The 21,617-nt window shown below is 73.2% G+C and carries 21 protein-coding genes; 12 read left to right on the top strand and 9 right to left on the bottom strand.

Annotation, left to right across the window (positions count from 1 at the left end):
• Positions 1-149 precede the first annotated feature (149 nt).
• The 6 genes from Sru02f_RS23570 (at position 150) to Sru02f_RS23545 (ending at position 5,089) form a co-directional block, all read left to right on the top strand.
• On the top strand, positions 150-1,658 hold the full coding sequence (locus Sru02f_RS23570) for an acyl-CoA synthetase (protein ID WP_109028881.1): 1,509 nt from the start codon (positions 150-152) through the stop codon (positions 1,656-1,658).
• A 63-nt stretch (positions 1,659-1,721) separates the two neighbouring features.
• The gene (locus tag Sru02f_RS23565; RefSeq protein WP_109028882.1) at positions 1,722-2,627 is read left to right on the top strand and encodes an alpha/beta fold hydrolase; all 906 of its coding nucleotides are present in this window, start codon (positions 1,722-1,724) and stop codon (positions 2,625-2,627) included.
• A gap of 37 nt (positions 2,628-2,664) precedes the next feature.
• On the top strand, positions 2,665-2,907 hold the full coding sequence (locus Sru02f_RS23560) for a DUF397 domain-containing protein (protein WP_109028883.1): 243 nt from the start codon (positions 2,665-2,667) through the stop codon (positions 2,905-2,907).
• Positions 2,908-2,991: 84 nt separating this feature from the next.
• The gene (locus Sru02f_RS23555) at positions 2,992-3,894 is read left to right on the top strand and encodes a universal stress protein (RefSeq protein ID WP_109028884.1); all 903 of its coding nucleotides are present in this window, start codon (positions 2,992-2,994) and stop codon (positions 3,892-3,894) included.
• Between the two features lie 36 nt (positions 3,895-3,930).
• Positions 3,931-4,533: an ABATE domain-containing protein gene (locus tag Sru02f_RS23550; RefSeq protein WP_174854961.1), complete on the top strand. Its 603-nt coding sequence runs from the start codon at positions 3,931-3,933 to the stop codon at positions 4,531-4,533.
• 58 nt (positions 4,534-4,591) lie between these two features.
• Positions 4,592-5,089, top strand: coding sequence for a hypothetical protein (locus Sru02f_RS23545; protein WP_003971896.1), 498 nt, complete (start codon positions 4,592-4,594; stop codon positions 5,087-5,089).
• A gap of 21 nt (positions 5,090-5,110) precedes the next feature.
• Here Sru02f_RS23545 and Sru02f_RS23540 read toward each other — a convergent pair whose 3' ends face one another.
• Positions 5,111-7,030 carry an N-acetylmuramoyl-L-alanine amidase gene (locus Sru02f_RS23540; protein ID WP_109028886.1) on the bottom strand — a complete coding sequence of 640 codons (1,920 nt, stop codon included), beginning with the start codon at positions 7,028-7,030 and terminating at the stop codon, positions 5,111-5,113.
• Positions 7,031-7,340: 310 nt separating this feature from the next.
• Positions 7,341-8,483 carry an aminoglycoside phosphotransferase family protein gene (locus Sru02f_RS23535; protein WP_167469231.1) on the bottom strand — a complete coding sequence of 381 codons (1,143 nt, stop codon included), beginning with the start codon at positions 8,481-8,483 and terminating at the stop codon, positions 7,341-7,343.
• Between the two features lie 300 nt (positions 8,484-8,783).
• On the opposite strand from Sru02f_RS23535, the gene Sru02f_RS23530 reads away from it, so the two are divergent.
• Positions 8,784-10,292 carry a DNA-binding protein NsdB gene (locus tag Sru02f_RS23530; RefSeq protein ID WP_109028887.1) on the top strand — a complete coding sequence of 503 codons (1,509 nt, stop codon included), beginning with the start codon at positions 8,784-8,786 and terminating at the stop codon, positions 10,290-10,292.
• Between the two features lie 20 nt (positions 10,293-10,312).
• On the opposite strand, the gene Sru02f_RS23525 is transcribed toward Sru02f_RS23530, so the two are convergent.
• The 4 genes from Sru02f_RS23525 to Sru02f_RS23510 form a co-directional block, all read right to left on the bottom strand.
• Positions 10,313-11,629 (bottom strand): PAS domain-containing protein, encoded by a 1,317-nt coding sequence (locus tag Sru02f_RS23525; RefSeq protein WP_109028888.1) that lies wholly within the window; start codon positions 11,627-11,629, stop codon positions 10,313-10,315.
• A gap of 272 nt (positions 11,630-11,901) precedes the next feature.
• Positions 11,902-12,930: a Gfo/Idh/MocA family protein gene (locus tag Sru02f_RS23520; protein WP_109028889.1), complete on the bottom strand. Its 1,029-nt coding sequence runs from the start codon at positions 12,928-12,930 to the stop codon at positions 11,902-11,904.
• 123 nt (positions 12,931-13,053) lie between these two features.
• Positions 13,054-14,148, bottom strand: a complete 1,095-nt coding sequence (locus tag Sru02f_RS23515; RefSeq protein WP_109028890.1) for a baeRF3 domain-containing protein — start codon at positions 14,146-14,148, stop codon at positions 13,054-13,056.
• A gap of 81 nt (positions 14,149-14,229) precedes the next feature.
• The gene (locus Sru02f_RS23510) at positions 14,230-15,870 is read right to left on the bottom strand and encodes an alpha/beta hydrolase (RefSeq protein ID WP_109028891.1); all 1,641 of its coding nucleotides are present in this window, start codon (positions 15,868-15,870) and stop codon (positions 14,230-14,232) included.
• A 233-nt stretch (positions 15,871-16,103) separates the two neighbouring features.
• Here Sru02f_RS23510 and chpB point away from each other — a divergent pair, with 233 nt between their 5' ends.
• Positions 16,104-16,832 carry an LAXTG-anchored chaplin ChpB gene (chpB, locus tag Sru02f_RS23505; RefSeq protein WP_109028892.1) on the top strand — a complete coding sequence of 243 codons (729 nt, stop codon included), beginning with the start codon at positions 16,104-16,106 and terminating at the stop codon, positions 16,830-16,832.
• Positions 16,833-16,875: 43 nt separating this feature from the next.
• Here chpB and Sru02f_RS23500 read toward each other — a convergent pair whose 3' ends face one another.
• Positions 16,876-17,361, bottom strand: a complete 486-nt coding sequence (locus tag Sru02f_RS23500; RefSeq protein WP_109028893.1) for a nucleoside deaminase — start codon at positions 17,359-17,361, stop codon at positions 16,876-16,878.
• 142 nt (positions 17,362-17,503) lie between these two features.
• On the opposite strand from Sru02f_RS23500, the gene Sru02f_RS23495 reads away from it, so the two are divergent.
• Positions 17,504-18,463, top strand: coding sequence for an SDR family oxidoreductase (locus tag Sru02f_RS23495; protein WP_109028894.1), 960 nt, complete (start codon positions 17,504-17,506; stop codon positions 18,461-18,463).
• A gap of 11 nt (positions 18,464-18,474) precedes the next feature.
• Here Sru02f_RS23495 and Sru02f_RS23490 read toward each other — a convergent pair whose 3' ends face one another.
• Both Sru02f_RS23490 and Sru02f_RS23485 read right to left on the bottom strand, forming a co-directional pair.
• Positions 18,475-18,744 carry a GlsB/YeaQ/YmgE family stress response membrane protein gene (locus tag Sru02f_RS23490; protein WP_003971884.1) on the bottom strand — a complete coding sequence of 90 codons (270 nt, stop codon included), beginning with the start codon at positions 18,742-18,744 and terminating at the stop codon, positions 18,475-18,477.
• A 137-nt stretch (positions 18,745-18,881) separates the two neighbouring features.
• Positions 18,882-19,325, bottom strand: a complete 444-nt coding sequence (locus Sru02f_RS23485; RefSeq protein ID WP_109028895.1) for an SPW repeat protein — start codon at positions 19,323-19,325, stop codon at positions 18,882-18,884.
• Between the two features lie 255 nt (positions 19,326-19,580).
• Between Sru02f_RS23485 and Sru02f_RS23480 the strand changes: the two genes are divergently transcribed.
• From Sru02f_RS23480 to Sru02f_RS23470, 3 genes are all read left to right on the top strand, one after another.
• The gene (locus Sru02f_RS23480; protein WP_350891961.1) at positions 19,581-19,664 is read left to right on the top strand and encodes a putative leader peptide; all 84 of its coding nucleotides are present in this window, start codon (positions 19,581-19,583) and stop codon (positions 19,662-19,664) included.
• Between the two features lie 227 nt (positions 19,665-19,891).
• Positions 19,892-20,470 (top strand): NADPH-dependent FMN reductase, encoded by a 579-nt coding sequence (gene ssuE / locus Sru02f_RS23475; protein WP_109028896.1) that lies wholly within the window; start codon positions 19,892-19,894, stop codon positions 20,468-20,470.
• 238 nt (positions 20,471-20,708) lie between these two features.
• The gene (locus Sru02f_RS23470) at positions 20,709-21,599 is read left to right on the top strand and encodes a glycoside hydrolase family 19 protein (protein WP_109028897.1); all 891 of its coding nucleotides are present in this window, start codon (positions 20,709-20,711) and stop codon (positions 21,597-21,599) included.
• Positions 21,600-21,617: the final 18 nt, after the last annotated feature.

Here is a 21,617-nt window from a genome sequence, read left to right as displayed (position 1 = left end):
TGAAAGTATCTTTCCCGGATCGCCGTGCGGAGTGAAACTTTCCTGTCAGCGACGGGCCGTGTCAATGGGGCGGACCGAGCGGGCGCCGGGAGCCGGCGGACCGGCGCACACCGCTTGACCCGCCCCCGCGACCGGCCGAGGATCAGGTCATGACGCCCGGACACGGCAGCACCGGCAGCACTGTTGACGGGGTGCTGCGCCGCAGCGCCCGACGCACTCCGGCACGCGTCGCGGTGGAGTACCGCGACCGTTCCTGGACGTACGCGGAACTCGACACCGCGGTCTCCCGCGCGGCGAGCGTCCTGCTGGGCGAGGGACTGTCCCCGGGCGACCGGGTCGCCGCCTACGGCCACAACTCCGACGCCTACCTGATCGCGTTCCTGGCCTGCGCCCGCGCGGGCCTGGTGCACGTCCCGGTCAACCAGAACCTCACCGGCGAGGACCTCGCCCACATCGTCGGCCAGTCCGGCAGCACCCTGGTCCTCACCGACCCCGGCCTCGCCGCCCGGCTCCCCGGCCAGGCCCGCACCCTGCCGCTGCGCGACACCGACGACTCGCTCCTGGCCCGCCTCGCGGCGGCGCCCCCGTACGACGGCCCCGAGCCGGGCGCCGAGGACCTGGTGCAGCTCCTGTACACCTCGGGCACCACCGCGCTGCCCAAGGGCGCGATGATGACCCACCGGGCGCTGGTGCACGAGTACCTGAGCGCCATCACCGCGCTGGACCTCGGCGCCGGCGACCGCCCCGTGCACGCGCTCCCGCTCTACCACTCGGCCCAGACCCACGTCTTCCTGCTGCCCTACCTCGCCGTCGGCGCGACCAACATCATCCTGGACGCGCCCGACGGCGACCGGCTCTTCGACCTGATCGAAGCGGGCCGCGTGGACAGCCTGTTCGCACCGCCCACCGTGTGGATCGGCCTGGCGAACCGCGCCGACTTCGCCACCCGCGACCTGACCGGCCTGCGCAAGGCCTACTACGGCGCGTCCATCATGCCGGTGCCCGTTCTGGAACGACTGCGCGCACGCCTGCCGCACCTCGCCTTCTACAACTGCTTCGGCCAGAGCGAGATCGGCCCGCTCGCCACCGTGCTCGGCCCGGACGAGCACGAGGGCCGCATGGACTCCTGCGGCCGCCCGGTCCTCTTCGTCGACGCCCGTGTGGTCGACGAGGACGGCAAGGACGTCCCCGACGGCACGCCCGGCGAAGTCGTCTACCGCTCCCCGCAGCTGTGCGACGGCTACTGGGACCGGCCCGAGGAGACCGAGGCCGCCTTCCGCGACGGCTGGTTCCACTCCGGCGACCTCGCCGTCCGGGACGCCGACGGCTACTACACCATCGTCGACCGGGTGAAGGACGTCATCAACTCCGGTGGCGTACTGGTCGCCTCACGCCAGGTCGAGGACGCCCTCTACACGCACCACGCCGTCGCCGAGGCGGCCGTGATCGCCCTGCCCGACGAACGGTGGATCGAGGCCGTCACGGCCGTCGTCGTCCCCCGCTCGGAGGTCACCGAGGACGAGCTGATCGCCCACACCCGCGAGAGGCTCACCGCCTTCAAGGCGCCCAAACGCGTCCTGTTCGTGGACGCCCTGCCGCGCAACGCCAGCGGGAAGATCCTCAAGAGGGAACTGCGGGACCGCTTCGCCGGTGCCTGAACCCGGGGCCCGGTTCCCCAACCCCGTTGCGCGGCAGCGCGGCGGACGGTGAGGATCGGCGCCATGCAGACCTTCACCGCCCACGACGGGACCCGCCTCGCCTTCCACGTACGCGGCGAGGGGGACCCGCTGGTCGTGCTGCCGGGCGGACCCATGCGCGCGTCCAGCTACCTCGGCGACCTGGGCGGCCTCGCCGCACACCGCCTGCTGGTCCTCCTCGACCTGCGCGGCACCGGCGGCTCCGCCGTCCCTCAGGACCCTGCGACATACCGCTGCGACCGGCTCGTGGCCGACGTGGAGGCACTGCGCGAGCACCTCGGCCTCGCACGCATGGACCTCCTCGCGCACTCGGCCGGAGGCAGCCTCGCCCTGCTGTACGCCGCCCGCCACCCGGAACGGGTGTCACGGCTCGTCCTGGTCACCGCCACCCCCTGGGCCCTGGACATGCCGGCGACGCCCGAGGACCGGCTCCGGGCGGCGCTCCTGCGCGCGGACGAGCCGTGGTTCGAGGAGGCCATCGGGCCCTTCCGGGCCTGGCTCGCCGGGACCGGCGAGTTCGACCCCGTGTTCGCGCCCTTCTTCTTCGGCCGCTGGGACGACACGGCCCGCGCACACGACGCGCGCGCCGACGAGGAGAGCAACGACGGGGCGGGCGACGTCTTCCTCTCCCCGGACGCCTTCGACCCGCCCGCCACCAGGGCCGCGCTCGCCCGCTGCCTCGCCCCGGTGCTCGTCCTCGCCGGTGAGCGCGACGGCGGCCCCAGCCCGGAGCTGGCGCGCCGCTGCGCCGACGTCTTCCCGCGCGCCGAGCTCGCCGTCCAGCCCGGCGCCGGGCACTACCCGTGGCTGGACGACCCGCGCTGGTTCACCCACCGGATCGCCACCTTCCTCGGACCGAACCGATCTCCTTCGCATCTCCCCGCAAGGCACTTCCCACGTGGCCTGTCGGCGGTCGAACCCGGTCGCTAGGCTGGCCGCGGACGACGAAACCGGGAGGAGCACGGACGTGGCCGAGAGCACCACCCACCAGCGCACGCTCATGGGCTGGGACAAGCCGGAGCTGGATCTCAGCAACGCGCAGTGGCAGTCCAGCAGCCGAGGCCTGGGGGATGTCCAGATCGCCTTTGTCGAGGGATTCATCGCCATGCGGAACAGCGGCAGCCCGCAGAGCCCCTCCCTGATCTTCACCCCGGCGGAATGGGGCGCGTTCGTGTCGGGAGCGCGGGAAGGGGAGTTCGACCTCACGTAGGACACCGCGGGGTGCGCCGACCGGCCGAACCGGGGTGTTCGGTCCGCCGCCGGGGGGAAGTCCGTACTCCGGAGGTGAGGACCCATGAGCACCCTGCCGGTCATCGCGGCGGTCGACGGTTCGGACGACGGCCTGCGCGCCCTGGACTGGGCGCTCGACGCCGCCCACCGGCGCGAGGCACCCCTGCGGGTGGTGCACGTGCGCCAGTACGCCGCCTGGGCCCAGACCGACGTCCTGGTCGCGGGCCCGCCGGACACCGCCGAGGACCCCGCGCTCGACCAGGCGCGGGCGCACCTTCAGGGACGGGCCTTCGCGGTGCCGACGGAGTACGTGGGCATGGAAGGCGTTCCGGGTGCCCTGCTGCCGGAACTGGGCGCGGACGCCCAGCTGCTCGTCCTCGGCTCCCGGGGCCGGGGCGGCTTCGCCGGCCTGCTGCTGGGCTCCAACGGCATGGCCGCCGCCCGCGACGCGGAGTGCCCGGTCGTCGTGGTGCCCCGGCCCGGACGCGAGGTCCACGGCGAGGCACCGGCCGAACCCGGCCCCCGGGTGGTGGTCGGCCTGCACGTGGACAGCCCCGACGACGCCACCCTGTCCTTCGCCTTCACCGAGGCCGGGCTGCGCGGCGCCCGCCTCCAGGTGGTCGCGGCCTACCCGTGGCCGGTGCAGACCTGGGCCGCCGCGGGCCAGATGATGCCCCTGGTGATCGACGAGGTCTCCATCGAGAGCGAGACCCGGGTCCTGGCCGACGGCCTGCTCGCCCCCTACCGCGGACGCCACCCCGACGTCCGGGCCGACACCCACGTGGTGCCCGGCGACGCCGCCGGAAACCTGGTCGCGTCCTCCAAGGACGCCGACCTGATCGTCGTCGGCCGGCACCGCCGGCGCCTGCTGGCCCCCGCCCGGATGATGGGCTCGGTCACCCACGCCGTGCTGCTGCACGCGGCGGCCCCGATCGCGGTGGTGCCCCCCGGTCCCTCGCAGGAGTGACACCCCGCCGGGCCCGGCGTGCCTATCATCGGCCGCATGCAGGACTCGGCCAGCAGGGACACCCGGATCGCGCTCGACCTGGCGCTGACCGTCCGGCACGACGGGCAGGGCGGCGTCGCCGACGAACTGGCCGACCCGGCCGGGCTCACCGCCTGGGCCTGGGCACACCCCGGCGTGGTGCCGGACGCCGAGGTCTTCGAGGCCGACGCGTCCACCCTGGCCGCCGTACGCGACGTACGGGCCGCCGCCCGGGCCCTCTTCGCCCGCGCCGTGCGCCCCGGCGAGCCGAGCCCCGCCGACGCCGCCCGGCTGCTGCCCGTGCCCCAGGCCCTGCGGCTCCTGAACGAGGCCGCCGCCCGCACCCCCACGGTCCCCGTCCTGGCCTGGGCCGACGCCGCCGGGCCCGTCGTGCGCGCCGCCCCCGCGCAGGGCGTACGGGCGGACCTCGCAGCCGCCCTCGCCCAGGCCGTGATCGGCTTCCTCGCGGGGCCCGACCTGAAACGGCTGCGGGCCTGCCACGCGCCGCGCTGCGTGCGCTACTTCCTCAAGGAGCACCCCCGGCAGGAATGGTGCAGGCCCTCCTGCGGCAACCGGGCCAGGGTGGCCCGCCACCAGGACCGGCAGCGGCGGACCGCGTAGCCCGGCCGGGCCGCCGCCCGCACGCCGTTCCCGGCCCCCGGCCACGTACCATGGCGGCATGTCGTTCCTCCGCCGCCGCAGCGCCACGCCCGCCGGGCCCGACTTCGACGTACTGGCCATGGACCCGGGCGACTGGCCCGGCAATCTCGGCGCCGGTCTGCTGCCCGCGCCCGACGGCAGCTGTCAGGGCGTCTTCCTGCGCTACGACCTGTTCGGCGGCCGCGGCCCCGCGATGATCATCGGCAACCTCCCGGACGGCTCACCGGCCCGCGAGGTCCCCGAGGGAGAGATCCCCTTCGAGGTGGCCCAGCTGCTGCTCGCGCTGGAGAACGACGAGGAGATCACGGTCGTCGGCGCCGAGGACGTCCCCGTGATGCAGGGCGACAACCTGCTCATCGTGCGCCGCCTCAAGCTCTCCGAGAGCCGGATCTCCTGCGTCCAGTTCGACCGCAGCGACGGCGTCCTGGTGACCATCGCCGCCTGGGACCGCCCCATCACCGACGACCTGTACGCCCTGCTGAAGCCGCTCCCGGCGGAGCTTTTCCAGCAGGGCTGAGACCCGGCTCCCGGCAGCGGGCTACCGGGCCGCGGAGACCGTCACGTCGGCGGCGCGCACGTACGCGACCCGGTGACCGTACTGGATCTCGTAGTACTGGTCCTCGCCCGTCACCACCCGGTGGGACGCCTCGTCGAAGGTGACCGCGTAGTAGTACTCGCCGGGCACCTTCTCACCGACCACGTACTTCTGCCCCGCGGGCAGGGTGTACGGCAGGGGTGACACGGCCTGGGCGGGCACGTCCGCCGGGTAGGCGGCCTTCTCCGGGTACGCGCGCCCGTACACCGGGACGTTCGCGAGGCCCTTCCTCGGGGTGAGCACCCGCCCGGAGGCGGGCACCGCGGCCGGGCTCTTCGGCGGGTTGTGGAACCACGCCTTCTGCCCGAGGTACCAGATGGCCGTCCAGTCGCCCCACCGGTCGGCCACCGCGTACTGCTGGCCCGTGGAGACCCGGGAGGACAGGTCGTTCACCCCGGTCGTGGGGGTGGTGCCGAGGCCGATGTCCTTGATCAGCGGCGCGTTCACGTCGTGGTCGGCGTACAGCCGGACCTCACTGGAGCCGTGCGGCGCGCAGGGCTCGCCCGCCGTCTCGCAGCCGGTGTACCCGGGGCGGTTGGCGTCGTAGTCGGGGCGGATCGTCACCAGGGAGGACTTCTTCCCGGCGGTCGGCTGGAAGGGCCGGCCGAGCAGCTGGAAGTAGTGCCGCCAGTCCCAGTACGGGCCCGGGTCGGTGTGCATGCCCGGGATGGTCGCCGTCGTGGTGCCGGGCACGTTGTCGTGGCCGAGGACGTGCTGCCGGTCCAGCGGGATGTCGTACTTCTTCGCCAGGTACTTCACCAGCCGCGCCGACGACCGGTACATCGCCTCCGTGTACCAGGCGTCCGGCTCCGCCAGGAAACCCTCGTGCTCCAGACCGATCGACTTCGCGTTGACGTACCAGTTCCCCGCGTGCCAGGCGACGTCCTTCGCCTTCACATGCTGGGCGATGTGGCCGTCGGTGGAGCGCAGCGTGTAGTTCCAGGACACATAGGTGGGGTCCTGGACCATGTTGAGGACCCCGTTCCAGGTGCCCTCCGTGTCGTGCACGACGATGTAGCGGATCCGCTGGGAGGCCGGCCGGGTGCCCAGGTCGTGGTTGCCATAGTCGCCGTCGCCGAACTCCTCGTACGGGGCCGGGACCCACTCGCAGGACACCGACCTCGGGCACTCCGTACCGGCGGCGGAGGCGGCGCGCAGGCCGGCGCCGTCCAGCCGTGAGACGTCCGGCGCCACGCCGGGGCGGGCGGCCAGCGAGACCCGCTGGCCGGCGTCCGTGGTGCGCCGCTCACCCGTGCGGATGACCTCGTAGACGTCGTCCGCGTACGCCGCCGCCGTCGCGGAGTCCTCCGCGCCGGAGAAGCGGGCCACCGCCGCGTACCAGTCCGCCGGGTCCGCGCTCAGCGGCTCACCCAGGTCGCGCTGCGCGGCGGCGAGCAGCGCCGCACCGCCGGCCACGTTCGCGGCCGGGTCCGTGCGCAGCGCCTCGGGGCTCATTCCGGTCAGCTCGGCGGCCCTCGGCAGCGTGGTCAGCCGGGCTGGCAGGTCGCCGGACGGCACGGTGGCACCGCCGGTCGGGTGCAGCGCGGCGCGCGCGTCGTCGCCGCGCGGGTCCTCCGAGCCCCCGCCGTGGTGCGACGCCCCGGCCAGGGCCGTACGGGCGTCGGTCAGGTGCAGCGGGCCGTAGCCGCCGGTCACGCTCGGCGCGCCGCCGTGCGCGTCCCAGCGGGACTGGAGGTAGGAGACGCCGAGCAGAACACTCTGCGGCACGTGGTACTCGGCCGCCGCGGTGGCGAACGCCCGCTGGAGTCGGTCCGGGGCGGGTGGTGCCTCCGTGGGAGCGGCGGCCGACGGGGCCGCGCCGAGCAGCGGCAGCAGCAGTGCCGCGGTGGCCAGGGCGGGCACGACGGGGGATCCTCGCAAAACGGCCTCCTGTGACGGTCGGGCGTGGGGGGACGTGACGGGCGTGCGGGGCCGGGCTGGGTCAGTCGTACCCGGCGGTCCGACGATCCGTCAATCATGCCGTCATGGCGGTGATTTCCCACGTCAGCAAGGGGTTCGGCGAGTTTCGTGGCGACGGCCCGCGGGCCTGCGGGGCGTCAGTGGCGTACACCTGTGGCCCCTGCGCACACCCGGGCGGACGGACACGAAAAGCGCGGTGCGCCCCCCTGTCGGAGGGGCACACCGCGCACCGTCGTCCTCTCGCGCGGTCCCGTCAGCGCGTGCCGACCGCCGCCCGCACGGCCCGCCGGGCCAGCTGGCAGTCGTCGTGCAACCGGCGCAGCAGCAGCCGCTGTTCCTCGCCGGTCGGCGCGGCACCCGGGTGGGCCGGCCCCGGCGTCGCCCCGACCGGGTCGTGCATCGAACGCTGCACGGCCGTCTCGTACGTACGGATCTCCCTGGTCAGTACGAGCATCAGGTTCACCAGGAACGCGTCGCGCGCGGCCGTGCCCGTCGACTGGGCGATCTGGCTGATCTGACGGCGGGCCACCGGAGCGTCCCCGAGGACCGCCCACAGTGTGGCCAGGTCGTAGCCCGGCAGGTACCAGCCCGCGTGCTCCCAGTCCACCAGCACCGGACCGGCCGGGGACATGAGGACGTTGGACAGCAGCGCGTCACCGTGACAGAACTGGCCCATGCCCTGGCGCCCGCCCGCGTGGGCGATGCCGTGCAGCAGCTTCTGCAGGTCGCCCAGGTCCCGGTCGGTGAGCAGCCCCAGCTCGTGGTAGCGGGAGATCCCGGCCGCGTAGTCCAGTGGGGCGTCGAAGGTGCCGGCCGGCGGCCGCCAGGCGTTCAGCCGGCAGACCGCTCCGATCGCCGCCCTGATGTCCGCCCGCGGCGGGGCCTCCAGGGGATGCCGTTGCAGCGCCGCCACCCTTCCGGGCATCCGCTCGATGACCAGCGTGCCGTTGTCCGGATCCGCCGCGATCAGTCTCGGCACCCGCACCGGAGGGCGCTGCCGGACGAACGAGCGGTATGCCCCTATCTCGTGCCGGCTTCGTTCCGCCCAAGCGGGGGAGTGGTCCACTAAGCACTTGGCCACCGCCGTGCTGCGCCCGGTCGTTCCGACCAGGAGCACCGAGCGTCCGCTGCGGCGCAGCACCTGCACGGGGGAGAACTCGGGGCAGATCCGGTGCACGGCGGCGATCGCCGTGCGCAGTTGGGCCCCCTGGGGGCCGGACAGGTCGATTCTCCCGCTGAGCGGCTGGGTGCCGGGCCCCGCGCCGAGCCGCGCCCTGCCGGCCCCGAGCACCGGGGCCGCCGGACGCGCTGGGGCGAGATAGGGGCCGCCGCCCGCCGTCGGGCGGGGGTGCAGCGCGCGCTGCGGGGCGGACACGGAGGACGATGCTGCGTACATGGGCGAGACAGATCCCTTCGTGTGCCTGCTGTGCCTGCCTGAAGAGGGGTGCCGGTCCGGTCCAGTCCGTTCGGTACCGGGGCGGCACGTCTTCCGAAAGCCGTCGCGCCGCCCGACCGGCCGCCGGGGGCCACCCTGGGGAGTACCCCCGCGGCGACCGGGTCGGGGTGGCGCATTCCTACCTGACACCCGGCCGCCCGTGGCACACCATCTGGCGCACCCTGGCGAACGGTGGCGAATAGTCGCCCGGCAACCCGCACGGGGCTACTGTCAACTCAGCCGAGAACCTGGGGGCTTGTAGTGAGCAAAGAACCCAACACCCGTCTGTCGGACCTGTTCGGCCTGGCCGGCTGGTCCAAGGGCGAGCTCGCGAGGCTGGTCAACCGGCAGGCGGCGGCCATGGGCCACCCCCAGCTGGCGACCGACACCTCGCGGGTGCGGCGGTGGATCGACATGGGAGAGATCCCGCGCGATCCGGTGCCGCGGGTGCTGGCGGCTCTGTTCACCGAGCGTCTCGGCCGTGTCGTGACCATCGAGGACCTCGGTCTGGTCCGGCACGGGCGTGCGGGGAAACGGCCACACGACGGGAGCGAAGAGCATCCCGACGGCGTGCCGTGGGCGCCCGAGCGGACCGCGGCGGTCCTCACCGAATTCACGGGAATGGACCTCATGCTCAACCGACGCGGCTTGGTGGGCGCGGGCGCCGCGCTCGCCGCGGGCTCCGCACTCAGCAGCGCCATGCACGACTGGCTGCACACCGACCCGGCCCTCGCGGCCGACGCCCCCGACCTCCACCAACCCCTGCACGCCGACCCCGCCGGGTTCGACCGCTACGAGGCCGCCCCCATCGGGTCGCAGGAAGTGGAGGAACTGGAGCGCTCGGTCGAGGTGTTCCGCGCCTGGGACGCCGCCCGGGGCGGCGGCCTCCAGCGCAAGGCCGTGGTGGGCCAGCTCAACGAGGTGGGCGGCATGCTCGCCTACCACCACCCACCCCATCTCCAGCGCCGCTTGTGGGGCGTCGCCGCCAACCTCGCCGTCCTCGCGGGCTGGATGTCGCACGACGTGGGCCTGGAACCCACGGCCCAGAAGTACTTCGTCATCGCCGCACACGCCGCGCGCGAGGGCGGCGACCGGCCGCGGGCGGGCGAGGCCCTGTCCCGGGCGGCCCGCCAGATGGTGCACCTGGGCAAGCCCGACGAGGCACTGGACCTCATGAAGCTCGCCAAGTCCGGCTCCGGCGAACAGGTACTGCCGCGCACCAAGGCCATGCTGTACACCATCGAGGCCTGGGCCCAGGCCTCGATGGGCAAGGGCCAGGCGATGCGCCGCACCCTGGGACGGGCCGAGGACCTCTTCGTCTCCGACAAGGCGGACGTGCCGCCCCCGGACTGGATGCAGACGTTCAAGGAGGAGGACCTGTACGGCATGCAGGCCCTCGCCTACCGGACGCTCGCCGAGTTCGAACCGGGAGCCGCCGCGCACGCCCAGCACTACGCGGACAAGGCCCTGGCCCTCAGGATCGACGGCCGGCAGCGGTCGAAGATCTTCGACTACCTGTCCATGGCCTCCGCCTGCTTCATCGCCGACGACCCCGAACAGGCTGACCGGTACGCGCGCCTGGCCCTGGTGTCGATGGGCTCGAACTCCTCCCAGCGGACCTGGGACCGGCTGCGTCAGATGTACCGGCTCACCGCCGAGTACGCCGGATACCCGAAGATCCAGGAGCTGCGGGAGGAGATCAAGCTGGCGCTGCCCAAGGGCAAGTCGCCCCGGGGGAAGGGGCCGGGCGGCACCGTCGCGCCGGCGTAGGCGCGACGCGCTCCGCGGACCTAGGGCGTCACCCGGGCCATCAGAACGCAGGCGTCCCGACGACCCGGAAACTCGTCCAGCTCCCGTGTCACCAGCCGTACACCGTCCCCGGCCGAATCCGCCGTGGTCAGGCGGGGGGCCAGGGTGAGGAGGTGCTCCACGGCCTCCGGTTCGAGTGCCCCGGTGTGCAGGAGGAGCAGGTCGCCCGCTTCGAGGGTCGCCTCGGCCTCTCCTGACGGCCCGTCCTGTCCCGACGGTCCGTCCTGTCCGGACAGCGCACGCCCCGTTCCGCCGCGGAAGAGCAGCGGGACGGGGCCCGAGGCGTGCGCCCACGTCAGGGTGTGGGTGTCCGGCCGGTAGCCGCAGTAGACGGCGTCGGCCACCGGCGGCAGGGCGGTGGCCCGGAGCAGTTCGGCGAGCCGGTCCCGCAGTCGTCCCGGCCGGGTGCCGGCCAGTGCCAGGCCGCGCAGGCCGCCGATCAGCACCGCCGGGCCGTACGCCTCGGCCTCCGGGCGTCCGAAGTCGCCCACGGTGAGCAGGGTTTCGCCGTCGGCGCCGAGCGGACACGCGTCGTACCACCCGCCGTCCCGGGACCGCCGGCCCGTCGCGGACGTCGGCGGGAGGTGCGCCGCGGCCAGGTCCAGGCCGGGCCGGCCCTCGTCCGGGAAGCGCAGGAGACCGTGCCAGGGCGGCGCCGGACGGTGCCGGAGCGAGTCACGGGTCTCGCTCACCGCCCGCTGGCTGCGGCGCAGTTCGCCGACGTCCCGCAGCACCGCCCACATCGATGCGGTGCTGCCGTCGGTGTCGAGGACGGGCTCGCCCATCATGTGCACGGTGCGTACGCTCCCGTCGGGGCGCACCACGCGGAACTCGCCGTCGATGGGCCGGCCGTCGACGAGGCAGTCCGTGACCATCGCGGTGAGCTTCGGGCGGTCCTCGGTGAGTACCACGGACGGGAGTTCGTCGAGGCTGAGCGGGACGGACGCCGGGTCGCGGCCCAGGATGTGGAAGAGTTCCGCGGACCACTCGGCCTCGTCGGTCAGCAGGTTCCACTCCGCGCTGCCGACCCGGCTGAGCAGCGAACCGGCGCGCGGCGCGGGTGCCGGGCCGTCCCGGAGCTGAGCCAGATGCGCGTCGAGGTCGGTGAGTTGGTGCAGTGCCAGGTCGTACAGGGCGCGCTGCCAGCGCCCCCGGGGGTCCGTCGTGTCGTCCTGGCTGTCCCGCCGTACCGCGTCCACGTCGCCCCGCAGCCGCCGGGTCTGCGATATGAGCGCCTCGACCGAGCCCTGTCCCGGTGACTGGGCGGCCGGGTGGTCCGCGGAGAGATGGGACGACATGACGCACTCCGATGTGCTGACGGTACGACCGAGGTGGAACCGGGGCCGGCGGAAGGACCGTTACGACTGTTGCACAGCCCGCCACGCCTCGTAAGGGATTCGGCGACACACGATACGGTGGTGCTTCCGGCATATGCCACAGTCTTCCCCTGGTGACTCGGGTACGTGTTCGGTGTACTCCGGGTGCGGGTTAAGTCGTAGGTCTCCTACGGGACTTGAGGTGGAGGAGGGCCCGAAGGCGTCGTCGCCCTGATGTTCGGTGGACCCTTGTTCTATGCCCGGTCGTGCAGGGCCGGACGCGGTGCCAGGTCGACGGGGGTGCGCGCGCCCGTGTCCAGCGCCCGCACCCCGGCCTCGGCGGCCGCGGCGGCCGCGTACCCGTCCCAGGTGCCCGGCCCGGTGACCAGGCCGCGTCGGGTGGCGTCGACCCAGCTCTGCACCTGGCGGTCGTAGGCGTCGGCGAACCGCACCAGGTAGTCCTGCGGCACCTCCTCCCGCGCGCCGCCAGCCGCGGTGACCACCATGGTGTGCGCCGCACCGATCCGGGCGCTGCCCGCCTCGCAGACGGCTTCGCAGCGCACCTCGTAGCCGAAGCCGCAGTTGACGAAGACCTCCACGTCCACCACGGCGCCGCCCTCGGTCTCGAAGAGCACGAGCTGCGGATCGAGCAGGCCCTCGGGCGCACCCGCCGAGGGGCGCGGACGCAGCACGGTCACCGCACTCAGCTCCTGGCCGAGCAGCCAGCGGGCCGCGTCGATCTCGTGCGAGACGGAACTGTTGATCAGCATCGCCGAGGTGAAGTGCGGGGGCGAGGAGACGTTGCGGTGCACGCAGTGCAGCATCAGCGGCCGGCCCAGCCGCCCGCCGTCCAGGAGGGACTTCAACTGCCGGTACTCGGCGTCGTACCGCCGCATGAACCCGATCTGCGCCAGCCTCCTGCCGAGGCGCGCCTCGGCCTCCACCACGCGCAGCGCGCCGGCGGAGTCCGGCACCATCGGCTTCTCGCACAGCACCGGCAGCCCCCGCGCGAAGGCGGCCAGCAGGGCCTCCTCGTGCGCCTCGCCGGGCGAGGCGATCAGGACGGCCTCGACACCCGGCGCGTCCAGCGCGGCCTCGACGTCGGTGTGCACGGTGATCCTGCCGGTCCCGCCGATCCCGCCCACGGCCTCCTTCGCCCGCTCGGCGTCGGGGTCCGCCACCGCGGCGACCCGGGCGCCGCTCACCACCCGGTCGACGCGTCGTATGTGGTCGGCACCCATGTGCCCCGCACCCAGGACCGCCACACCCAGAAGTTCACTCACGCCGCGCCCGCTCCTTCGTCGTCCGCCGCGCACCCGCCGACAGCGGGTACGTGTACGGCGAACAGGCTTTCACGTGCGTCAAGAGGCCGGGGGCGGGCCGGTACGCGGGTGCGGCGGCCGGCGTCAGTAGCGCAGTACCCCCGCGATGCCGTCCGCGTCCCCGAGCGCGCCGTCCGGCACGAAACGGACGTCGGCGCCGGTCTCCAGGCACTGTTCGACGATCTCGTCCACGATGTCCTCCCGGGCGTCGAGGTCGCCGTCGTGGGCCGGGAGCAGGTGCTCGCCGTCGTCGCGCATCGTCACCTTGAAGTTCTCCTCGACGGCCAGCAGCCGGACACGGCCCGTGTGGGCGCTCTCCCACAGCTCGTCGACCCCGGCCGCGAAGTCCTTGCGGCCGCGGGCCGCGTCCAGTTCCCTGGCCACCGCCTCGACCGAACCGCGCGCCTCCTTCTCGAGCACGGGCCGGACCGCCTGCCACACCGCCTCGGCGGTGCCGTGCGCGAGCCCGCCGTGCGGGACGAGCACCGCGTCCGAGGCGAGCGCGCCCGCCTCCTCGAACAGGGACAGGGCGGGCTCGGGGCCGGTGATGTACAGCGGCCGGGGGTGGGCGCGCAGGACCTTGCCCATCGCGGCGTCGGCGTCGCGCAGGAACCTGCGGGTGCCCTCGTCCCGGAAGGTGCTCGGCGCGTCGCCGATCCGCTCCTGGCGCTCGGGGTCGAAGTCCTCCGCCGGGCGGTCGAGCGGGAAGCCGCCGAGGTGTTCCTCCACGACGCGGCCCGCGCCGCCGCTCCACAGTTTGACCCGGTCGGCGGCGACCGACAGGACCCAGAACGGCCGCTCGGCCGCCTGGGCGGCGACGAGGTTGCGGGTCAGGAAGGTGTCCGAGAGAACCACGCGCTCGGGCACGGAACGGCTGAGCGTCCAGACCTGGTGCTCACCCGGGGCGGCGAAGATCGCCAGACCGTCCTCGGCGTACGTCAGGTCGATCTCGGCCAGCGCCCGGTCCAGCTCGCGGGACACCTCCGCGCGCCGGTCACGGCTGACCGCCGGATCCTCCTCCAACTGCTTCTTGGCCGCGGCGACCGCGTTGCGCAGCCGGACCCGGTCCTGGGCGTTGTCCGGCTCGCGGCGGTGCGTCGGCGTCAGTACGGACACGGCCGGATACGGGCGGGGGCGCCGCAGTCCGGCGAGGGTGGCGGGACTCAGATCGTGCTCCATGTCAGAACGATATGCGCCACGGCTATATAAGGCATATCGGGCATTCGGAGCGGATCTCCGCCCGGTCCGACCCGGCGCCGCTCAGTCGGACCCGTCGCCGGTGGACTCGGGACCGCAGGAGCTGCCGTCGGGCGGCAGGGAGCCGTACAGGAGGAAGTCGTCGACCTTGCGGTGCACGCACTTGGACGACGCGTAGCCGGTGTGCCCCTCGCCCCGGTTGTCCAGGACCACGGCGGACGGGCCGAGCCGGTGCGCCGTCTCCGTCGTCCAGCGGTACGGCGTGGCCGGGTCGCCGCGGGTGCCGACCAGGAGCATCCTCGCGGTGTCGAGGTCCTTCACGTCGTCCCGGATGTAGTCCGTTCCCTTGGGCCTGCCGTAGCACATGAGCACCTGGGTGAGCCGGTACCGGCCGAAGACCGGCGAGACGTCCTCGTACCGGGCGCGCAGCCGGTCGAGGGACGCGGTGACCTGGGCGGCGGTGGGGCGGTCGGGGTCGTCGGCGCAGTTGATCGCCATCAGGGCGGCCGGAAGGTTGTCCATGGGGACGTCCTCCTCGTCGGTGAGGCCGGCCGTCCTGTCGCCCCGGACGGGTGTGCGGGCCGGGGCCCGGACCGGGAAGGTGACGCCGCCCGACGAGAAGCCCTCCAGGCCGCGGGTGTCGCCGTCCTCGAGCAACTGCGCGAGGGCCCGCTCCAGCGAGGGCCACAACTCCCTGCTGTACAGGGCCTGGCCGATCGCGCCGACCATGTCCTGCCCGGTGAAGGGCTCGCCGAAGGCCGACGGCACCGGGTCGGAGTCGAGGGAGGTGACGAGCCGCTCCACCTGGTCCCGGGCGTCCCGGGCGTCCTGGCCGAACGGGCAGGCGACGTCCTCGACGCACCAGTCGAGGAAGTTCTCCAGCGCGGTCTGCTGCCCCCGCGCCCCGGCCAGCCCCTGTTCGGCCAGCGGTTCCGTCAGCGTGTCCACGCCGTCCAGGACCATCCGGCCGACCTTGTCCGGGAACCGCGCCGCGTAGACCGCCCCCAGCCGGGTCCCGTACGAGAAGCCCAGGTAGTTGAGCCGGTCGTCGCCGAGTGCCCGGCGCATCACGTCCATGTCGCGGGCCGCGTCGACCGTGCCTATGTGGGGCAGCACGGGACCGGAGTACTTGGCGCACTCGGCCGCCGCGTCGCGCAGCCGTTCCAGCACGCCCTCGGGGTCGGTCATCCCCCCGTCCCCGTCCGTCGCCTCCATGATCTTCAGGGTGGCCGGTCCGCAGGAGACCGGGGAGGACCGGCCGACGCCGCGCGGGTCGAAGGTCACCACGTCGTAGCCGTTGGTGAGGTGCATGAACTCCTTGCCGCCCACGGCGAGTTCGTTGATGCCGGAGCCGCCGGGCCCGCCGAAGTTCAGCAGGACCGAGCCCCGTGAGTCGCCGGTCGCCCGGTACCGGGCCAGGGCCACGTCGAGGGTCCCGCCCCGGGGTCGCGCGTAGTCGAGGGGGACGGTGACCTTGCCGCACTGGAGGTCCTTCGGCATGTCCGTGCCCTCGCACGCCGTCCACTCGACCCGCTGGTCGTAGAACCGGGACAGGCCCGATCCGGCGTCCCGCGTGGTCGCGGTGGTCGCGGTGGTCGCGCCGTTCGCGGCGGCGGGCAGTCCCGCACCCAACAGGGCCAGGCCGAGCGCTCCGGTCACCGCGCAGCGCCGGACCGAGGGCCGAGTCTCCAGCTTGGCCTGCATCGATGCCTCCCGGGCGCCCCGTCGCGGACCGGTGGTCGGCGCCCTCGCTCACCATAAGCGGGCCGCGCACCCGGCGCCTCCGGGCGGCATCGCACCGGACCGCGCGCCGCTTGTTCGATGAACCGCCCACTCGATGGGGTGAAAGACCGATAAGCCATAACTCGGATGGTGCGCCCGCGTTTTAGACGGTGCGGGCGACTGCCCGCGACCATGTCTGGAAGGCAGGGAGCCTCATGAGAAGGGTTACCCGAAACGGTGTGCTCGCCGTCGCCGCCTCAGGCGCGCTGGCCGTGACGATGCCGGCGTACGCGGCGTTCGCGTCCGACGGGGCCGGCGCCGAGGGGTCCGCGGCCGGTTCGCCCGGGCTGATCTCCGGCAACACCGTGCAGCTCCCGGTGGACGTGCCGGTCGACGTGTGCGGCAACACCGTGAACGTGGTGGGGCTCCTCAACCCGGCCGCGGGCAACGGCTGCGCCAACTCCGGCGAGCCGGGGGCGTCGCACCAGGGAGCGTCGCACCAGGCGGCGGGAGCCTCGGGCGGTACGTCCGGCAGCGCGACCGGGGCGACGTCCGGCGGCGCGGCCGCCGAGGGAAGCGGAAAGGATTCGCCCGGCGTGCTCTCCGGCAACGGGGTACAGCTGCCGGTGCACCTCCCGGTGAACGTCAGCGGCAACAGCGTCAACGTGGTCGGCATCGGCAACCCGGCCGTCGGCAACGAGTCGACGAACGACTCCGGCGACCACCCGGAGCCCGTACGGCCCCCGGCGGAGCCGGAGCCGTCCGCCCCGGAGGAGGAGCGCGCCGGGCCCGGGCCGTCCCCGCGCGCCGTCCCGCCCCGGGAAGAGGTGTCCCTCGCCCACACCGGGACGGACCGCACCCTGCCCACCCTCGCGGGCGGCGCCGCGCTCGTGCTGGGCGGAACCGTCCTCTACCGGCGCTTCCGGCCGAGCTCCGGGGACTGACCGCGTCGACCGGGGCACCCGCCGCCAGGACGGGTGCCCCGGCTCAGGCGCGTCCCGCGTGGAAGCGCCGGTGCAGGGCGTGGATCTCCCGCGTGAGCTGCGGCACCGGGCCCTCCACGGTCACGCCGGGCGCCACCTCCCGCACCGGGAGCGGCCGCACCGGCGGCGCCGGTACGCCCAACTCCTGCAGCCAGCCCACCAGTTGCTCCGACGAGGCGACGTACACGATGCGTCCCAGGCCCACCCACGCGTGGGCGGCCGCGCACATCGGGCAGTGCTCGCCGGACGTGTACACGGTGGCCGCGGCCCGTTCCCCCGGAGTCAGACGGGCGGCGGACCAGCGTGCGAGCTCGAACTCCGGGTGACGGGTCCGGTCGCCGGAGGCCACCCGGTTGTGGTCCTCGGCCAGTACCGTGCCGTCCGCGCCCACCAGCACCGACCCGAACGGCTCGTCGCCGGCCTCCAGCGCCTCGGCCGCCAGCTCCACACACCGGCGCAGGTGTGGCAGTTCGGCGTCCTTCACGACCATGGCGCACCGTCCTCCTCGTGACGTGATCCCTCCCGGCCAGCCTATGTCCCCCCGGCCCGACCATCTTGCTATTCATAATCGCTGACGTTAGAGTCTCTAACAGAAGTAAGTGTTCATAGCGATTCAAGGCAAGAGGAGCGCCATGTCCGCCGCCACCCCGCAGCCGCCCGCCCCGCACGTCGTCCTGGGATCAGGTCCCGCCGGCACCGCGCTCGCCCGTGAGCTGGTGCGCAGGGGTCACCCCGTCCGCCTGGTGGACCGCAGGGCCGCCGGTCCCGCCGTCGAGGGCGTCGAGCGGGTTGCCGCCGACGTGGGCACGGCCGACGGTGCCCGTGCCGCCATACGCGACGCGGCCGTCGTGTACCACTGCGTCAACGTCGCCTACCACCTCCAGGTGGAGGTGATGCCCCGGGTCCAGGAGGCGGTCCTGGCCGCCGTCGAGGAGAGCGGCGCCCGGCTGGTGGTGCTGGACACGCTCTACCCGTACGGCGAGACCGGGGGAGCGGTGATGACCGAGGACAGTCCCTGGAAGGCCACCAGCCGCAAGGGTCGGATGCGTGCCGAACTGGACGAGCGGTACCTCGCCGCCCACCGGTCCGGCCGGGCCCGGGTGGTCCTCGGCCGCAGTGCCGACTTCGTCGGGCCCGGCGTGCTCAACTCGTCCCTGGGCGCGGCCGTCTTCCCCGGCGCCCTCACCGGCGGGGACGTCGTGGCCATGGGGAACATCGATCTCCCGCACAGCTACACCGGCATCGAGGACGTGGCAGCCGCTCTCGCCACCCTCGGCGAGCGTCCCGACGGGGACGGCCGTGTCTGGCACCTGCCGACCGCGCCCGCCGTCAGCACGCGCGGGATCCACGCGCTGATCGAGAAGCGTGTGGGCCGCCCGCTGAACGTCGTGGTCCTGGAACGGCCCCGTCCCTTCGGCCCCTTCGACGAACAGTTCATGGCCGAGTACGAGGAGATGTTCTACCAGCACACGGAGGCGCAGATCATGGACTCCGGCGCCTTCGAGCGGTTCTTCGGGGCGGCTCCGACGCCGCTGGCGGACACCGTGGACGCGACCGTCACCTGGTACGAGGAGTGGCTCCGCGGCAGGTGACGGTCAGGCCCTCAACGCCCCGGGCGCGACCGGGACCGGTCCAGCGCGGCCACGCCGACCGCGGCCAGGCCGATCTGGATGAGCCACTCGACCCAGTCGACGCCGTCCGTGTCGGCCACGTCGAACGCCGAGGCGACCCACGATCCGACGAGCGCGGCCACGATGCCGACGAGGATCGTCCACACGACGCCGATGCGCTGCCGGCCGGGCACCACCAGCCGGCCCAGCACGCCGATGACGACGCCGATGACGATGGCGCTGACAATGCCGTCGATCTCCATCTCCACCCCTCTCCGCCGAAACCCCCGCAGGAATGCGTCTGCCCGCTGCGGGCGGGTGCAGTCCGTCGGCGGTGGCACGGGCGACGGGCCGGTTCCGCGGGTGCGGGACCGGCCCGTGCCGTTTCCTTCCGGTGCGTCTAGGACCTGCGTGGGGCGCTCCGCGCCGCCGTACCGGCGCAGACCATGCCGAGTAGCAGGGCCAGGGCGCCGATGACGATGTTGTTCCAGATGACACCGGCGTCCGGACTCGAGCCCACGATCCAGGGTGAAATGATCATCCAGACTCCGATCGCGCACATGGCCCAACTGAGGCCGTACATGCGCTCCGGGGCGCGGGTGAACCCGAGGGCCAGCAGGCCGATGGCGATGCCCACGATCAGGTTGTGGGCCACCAGGGAGGGCTGGCTGGTCGTGAAGTGGAGTATCCACGGGGACACGGCACAGTAGAGGCCGAGCAGGAACACCGGCCCGTCCACGAGTGCCACGTCGCGGCCACCGAGCACGCGCGCGTAGCGCGCCTGCATTTCCGGGGCGTCCGGGTGGCTGGTGATGTCACCTCGGGGGTGCGAGACGTTGGCCATGAGTCGTCTCCTTTGACTTGCAGGGCCGACCGCTTCGGATGCGGTGTGCGGTAGCGCCGCATAAGTGCATTCTGCTCTTATTTCTCCCTTATGTGTAGTGGTGAGGGAAGGGATCTCCCGACGGGTGCGAGCGCCGCGCACGGCCCGGGAACCGCCGGTCCGCAGTGTCACGCCCATGTGAAATCCGGGGCCGGACGATGAGACCGGCCGGATCTTCCTTGACCGTGCTCGGCGGCGGCTGCCACGATCGAAGGCATGACAACGCGACCGGATCTCACGCGGCGACGCCACGTCGACCTCGCGCGCGTCTCCAGCGCCTCCTGTCGCACCGCGGCCTGATCCCGCCGATCTGTCGACCCGTCATCCGCCGGTTCGCCGATCTGTCGATCCCCCGCATCGTCCGCACGCTCCGGCCTCGTCCGCACGCCGCCGCACCGGCCCGGTGCCGCCCTGCGCGTGCCGCTCCACGCCGCCCGATCCCGTCGCTCCGCGCCGCCCCGACCCGACCGCGACGCCCACCCGTCGCCGGGTGCTCCGCCGCGTCCTCCGTCCCGAAAAGAGAACCCATGGCCACCGTTCTGTCCGTCTCCGGCAGTCCCTCCGCCTCCTCGCGCACCAACCGGCTGCTGCGCCACCTCGACGACCGGCTGGCCGCCCAGGGCCACGAGGTGGTCCCACTCGACGTCCGCGCCCTGCCCGCACAGGCGCTGCTCGGCGCCGACCTCGGGCACCCCGCGATCACCGAGGCCGCCGGACTGTTCGCCCGTGCCGACGGCGTCGTCGTCGGGACGCCCGTCTACAAGGCGTCGTACTCCGGTGTCCTGAAGGCCCTGCTCGACCTGCTCCCGCAGTACGCGCTCACCGGCAAGACGGTGCTGCCGCTCGCCACCGGAGGGTCGACCGCCCATGTCCTGGCGATCGACTACGCGTTGCGCCCGGTGCTGAACTCCATGGGCGCGGCGCACGTCGTGCAGGGCTGGTTCACCCTGGACCGCGACATCACGACGCATGAGGACGGCACGGTCACCGTCGCCCCGGGTGCCGCGGAGGCTCTCGCCCAGGTGGTCGACCAGTTCTCGGCCGCCCTGGCCGGCCGTCCGGCCGAACCCCGGCCGGCGGCCCCCGCGCTGGCCGCCGCGAGCTGAAGGCGCGTTACCCGGCGCCCCGGCGCCGACGGGTCCGGCACAACGTCCGGCCGGGCCCGTCAAGCTGAACTGGTCTACACCCTTGACTGGTACAGACCAAGGCGGTTGAGTGTGCCTCCAACCCCCCTCCACGGCCGCCCCCACGCCGTGGCCGGTCCGACCGGCACGTGCGCACAGGTTCCGCGCCCCACTCCGCCCTGTACGGGAGCGGCCGTGCTCCGCAGAAGGAGACAGACCTGTGTCGAGGCGCCGTATATCCGCCGTGGTGACCGCTCTCGCCCTCGCCGGCGCAGTGCCGTTGCTGATGCCCGCCAACGAGGCCTCCGCCGCCTCGTGTTCGAGCTACCCCGCCTGGTCGGCCGACGCGAACTACAACACCGGCGACATCGTCCGCTACACCGACGGCAAGGCCTACATCGCCGAGCACGCCAACCCGGGCTACGACCCGCTCATCAGCACCTGGTACTGGGACCCGTACGCCTGTGACGGCGGTTCGCAGACGCCGGTCGGCAACTTCGTGGTCAGCGAGGCCCAGTTCAACCAGATGTTCCCGGGCCGGAACTCCTTCTACACCTACAGCGGCCTGACCGCCGCGCTCAGCGCCTACCCCGGCTTCGCCAACACCGGCAGCGACACCACCAAGAAGCAGGAGGCCGCGGCCTTCCTCGCCAACGTCAGCCACGAGACCGGCGGCCTGGTGCACATCGTCGAGCAGAACACCGCCAACTACCCGCACTACTGCGACTGGAACCAGCCCTACGGCTGCCCGGCGGGCCAGGCCGCCTACTACGGGCGCGGACCGATCCAGCTCAGCTGGAACTTCAACTACAAGGCCGCGGGCGACGCGCTCGGCATCGACCTGCTGGGCAACCCCTGGCTGGTGCAGAACGACGCGGCCGTGGCCTGGAAGACCGGCCTGTGGTACTGGAACACCCAGTCCGGGCCCGGCACCATGACCCCGCACAACGCGATGGTCAACGGCGCCGGCTTCGGCCAGACCATCCGCTCCATCAACGGCTCGCTGGAGTGCGACGGCAGGAACCCCGCGCAGGTGCAGAGCCGGGTCACCAAGTACCAGCAGTTCAGCCAGATCCTCGGTGTCTCCCCGGGTGGCAACCTGTACTGCTGACGCCGCCCGGGTGTGCGA

Origin of the sequence: Streptomyces rubrogriseus (assembly GCF_027947575.1) — a bacterium.
GTDB lineage: Bacteria > Actinomycetota > Actinomycetes > Streptomycetales > Streptomycetaceae > Streptomyces > Streptomyces rubrogriseus.
The sequence above is the reverse complement of the archived record's forward strand: the minus strand, read 5'-3'. Positions and strand labels throughout refer to the sequence as shown.

Bases quoted from the DNA above. Each gene is read 5' to 3' on its own strand.
- Sru02f_RS23565 (WP_109028882.1), top strand. From the start codon at position 1,722: ATGCAGACCTTCACCGCCCACGACGGGACCCGCCTCGCCTTCCACGTA.
- Sru02f_RS23570 (WP_109028881.1), top strand. From the start codon at position 150: ATGACGCCCGGACACGGCAGCACCGGCAGCACTGTTGACGGGGTGCTG.
- Sru02f_RS23480 (WP_350891961.1), top strand. From the start codon at position 19,581: ATGACAACGCGACCGGATCTCACGCGGCGACGCCACGTCGACCTCGCG.
- Sru02f_RS23500 (WP_109028893.1), bottom strand. From the start codon at position 17,361: ATGGTCGTGAAGGACGCCGAACTGCCACACCTGCGCCGGTGTGTGGAG.
- Sru02f_RS23550 (WP_174854961.1), top strand. From the start codon at position 3,931: ATGCAGGACTCGGCCAGCAGGGACACCCGGATCGCGCTCGACCTGGCG.
- Sru02f_RS23525 (WP_109028888.1), bottom strand. From the start codon at position 11,629: ATGTCGTCCCATCTCTCCGCGGACCACCCGGCCGCCCAGTCACCGGGA.
- Sru02f_RS23535 (WP_167469231.1), bottom strand. From the start codon at position 8,483: ATGTACGCAGCATCGTCCTCCGTGTCCGCCCCGCAGCGCGCGCTGCAC.
- Sru02f_RS23555 (WP_109028884.1), top strand. From the start codon at position 2,992: ATGAGCACCCTGCCGGTCATCGCGGCGGTCGACGGTTCGGACGACGGC.
- Sru02f_RS23545 (WP_003971896.1), top strand. From the start codon at position 4,592: ATGTCGTTCCTCCGCCGCCGCAGCGCCACGCCCGCCGGGCCCGACTTC.
- ssuE (WP_109028896.1), top strand. From the start codon at position 19,892: ATGGCCACCGTTCTGTCCGTCTCCGGCAGTCCCTCCGCCTCCTCGCGC.
- Sru02f_RS23495 (WP_109028894.1), top strand. From the start codon at position 17,504: ATGTCCGCCGCCACCCCGCAGCCGCCCGCCCCGCACGTCGTCCTGGGA.
- Sru02f_RS23490 (WP_003971884.1), bottom strand. From the start codon at position 18,744: ATGGAGATCGACGGCATTGTCAGCGCCATCGTCATCGGCGTCGTCATC.
- chpB (WP_109028892.1), top strand. From the start codon at position 16,104: ATGAGAAGGGTTACCCGAAACGGTGTGCTCGCCGTCGCCGCCTCAGGC.
- Sru02f_RS23510 (WP_109028891.1), bottom strand. From the start codon at position 15,870: ATGCAGGCCAAGCTGGAGACTCGGCCCTCGGTCCGGCGCTGCGCGGTG.
- Sru02f_RS23515 (WP_109028890.1), bottom strand. From the start codon at position 14,148: ATGGAGCACGATCTGAGTCCCGCCACCCTCGCCGGACTGCGGCGCCCC.
- Sru02f_RS23485 (WP_109028895.1), bottom strand. From the start codon at position 19,325: ATGGCCAACGTCTCGCACCCCCGAGGTGACATCACCAGCCACCCGGAC.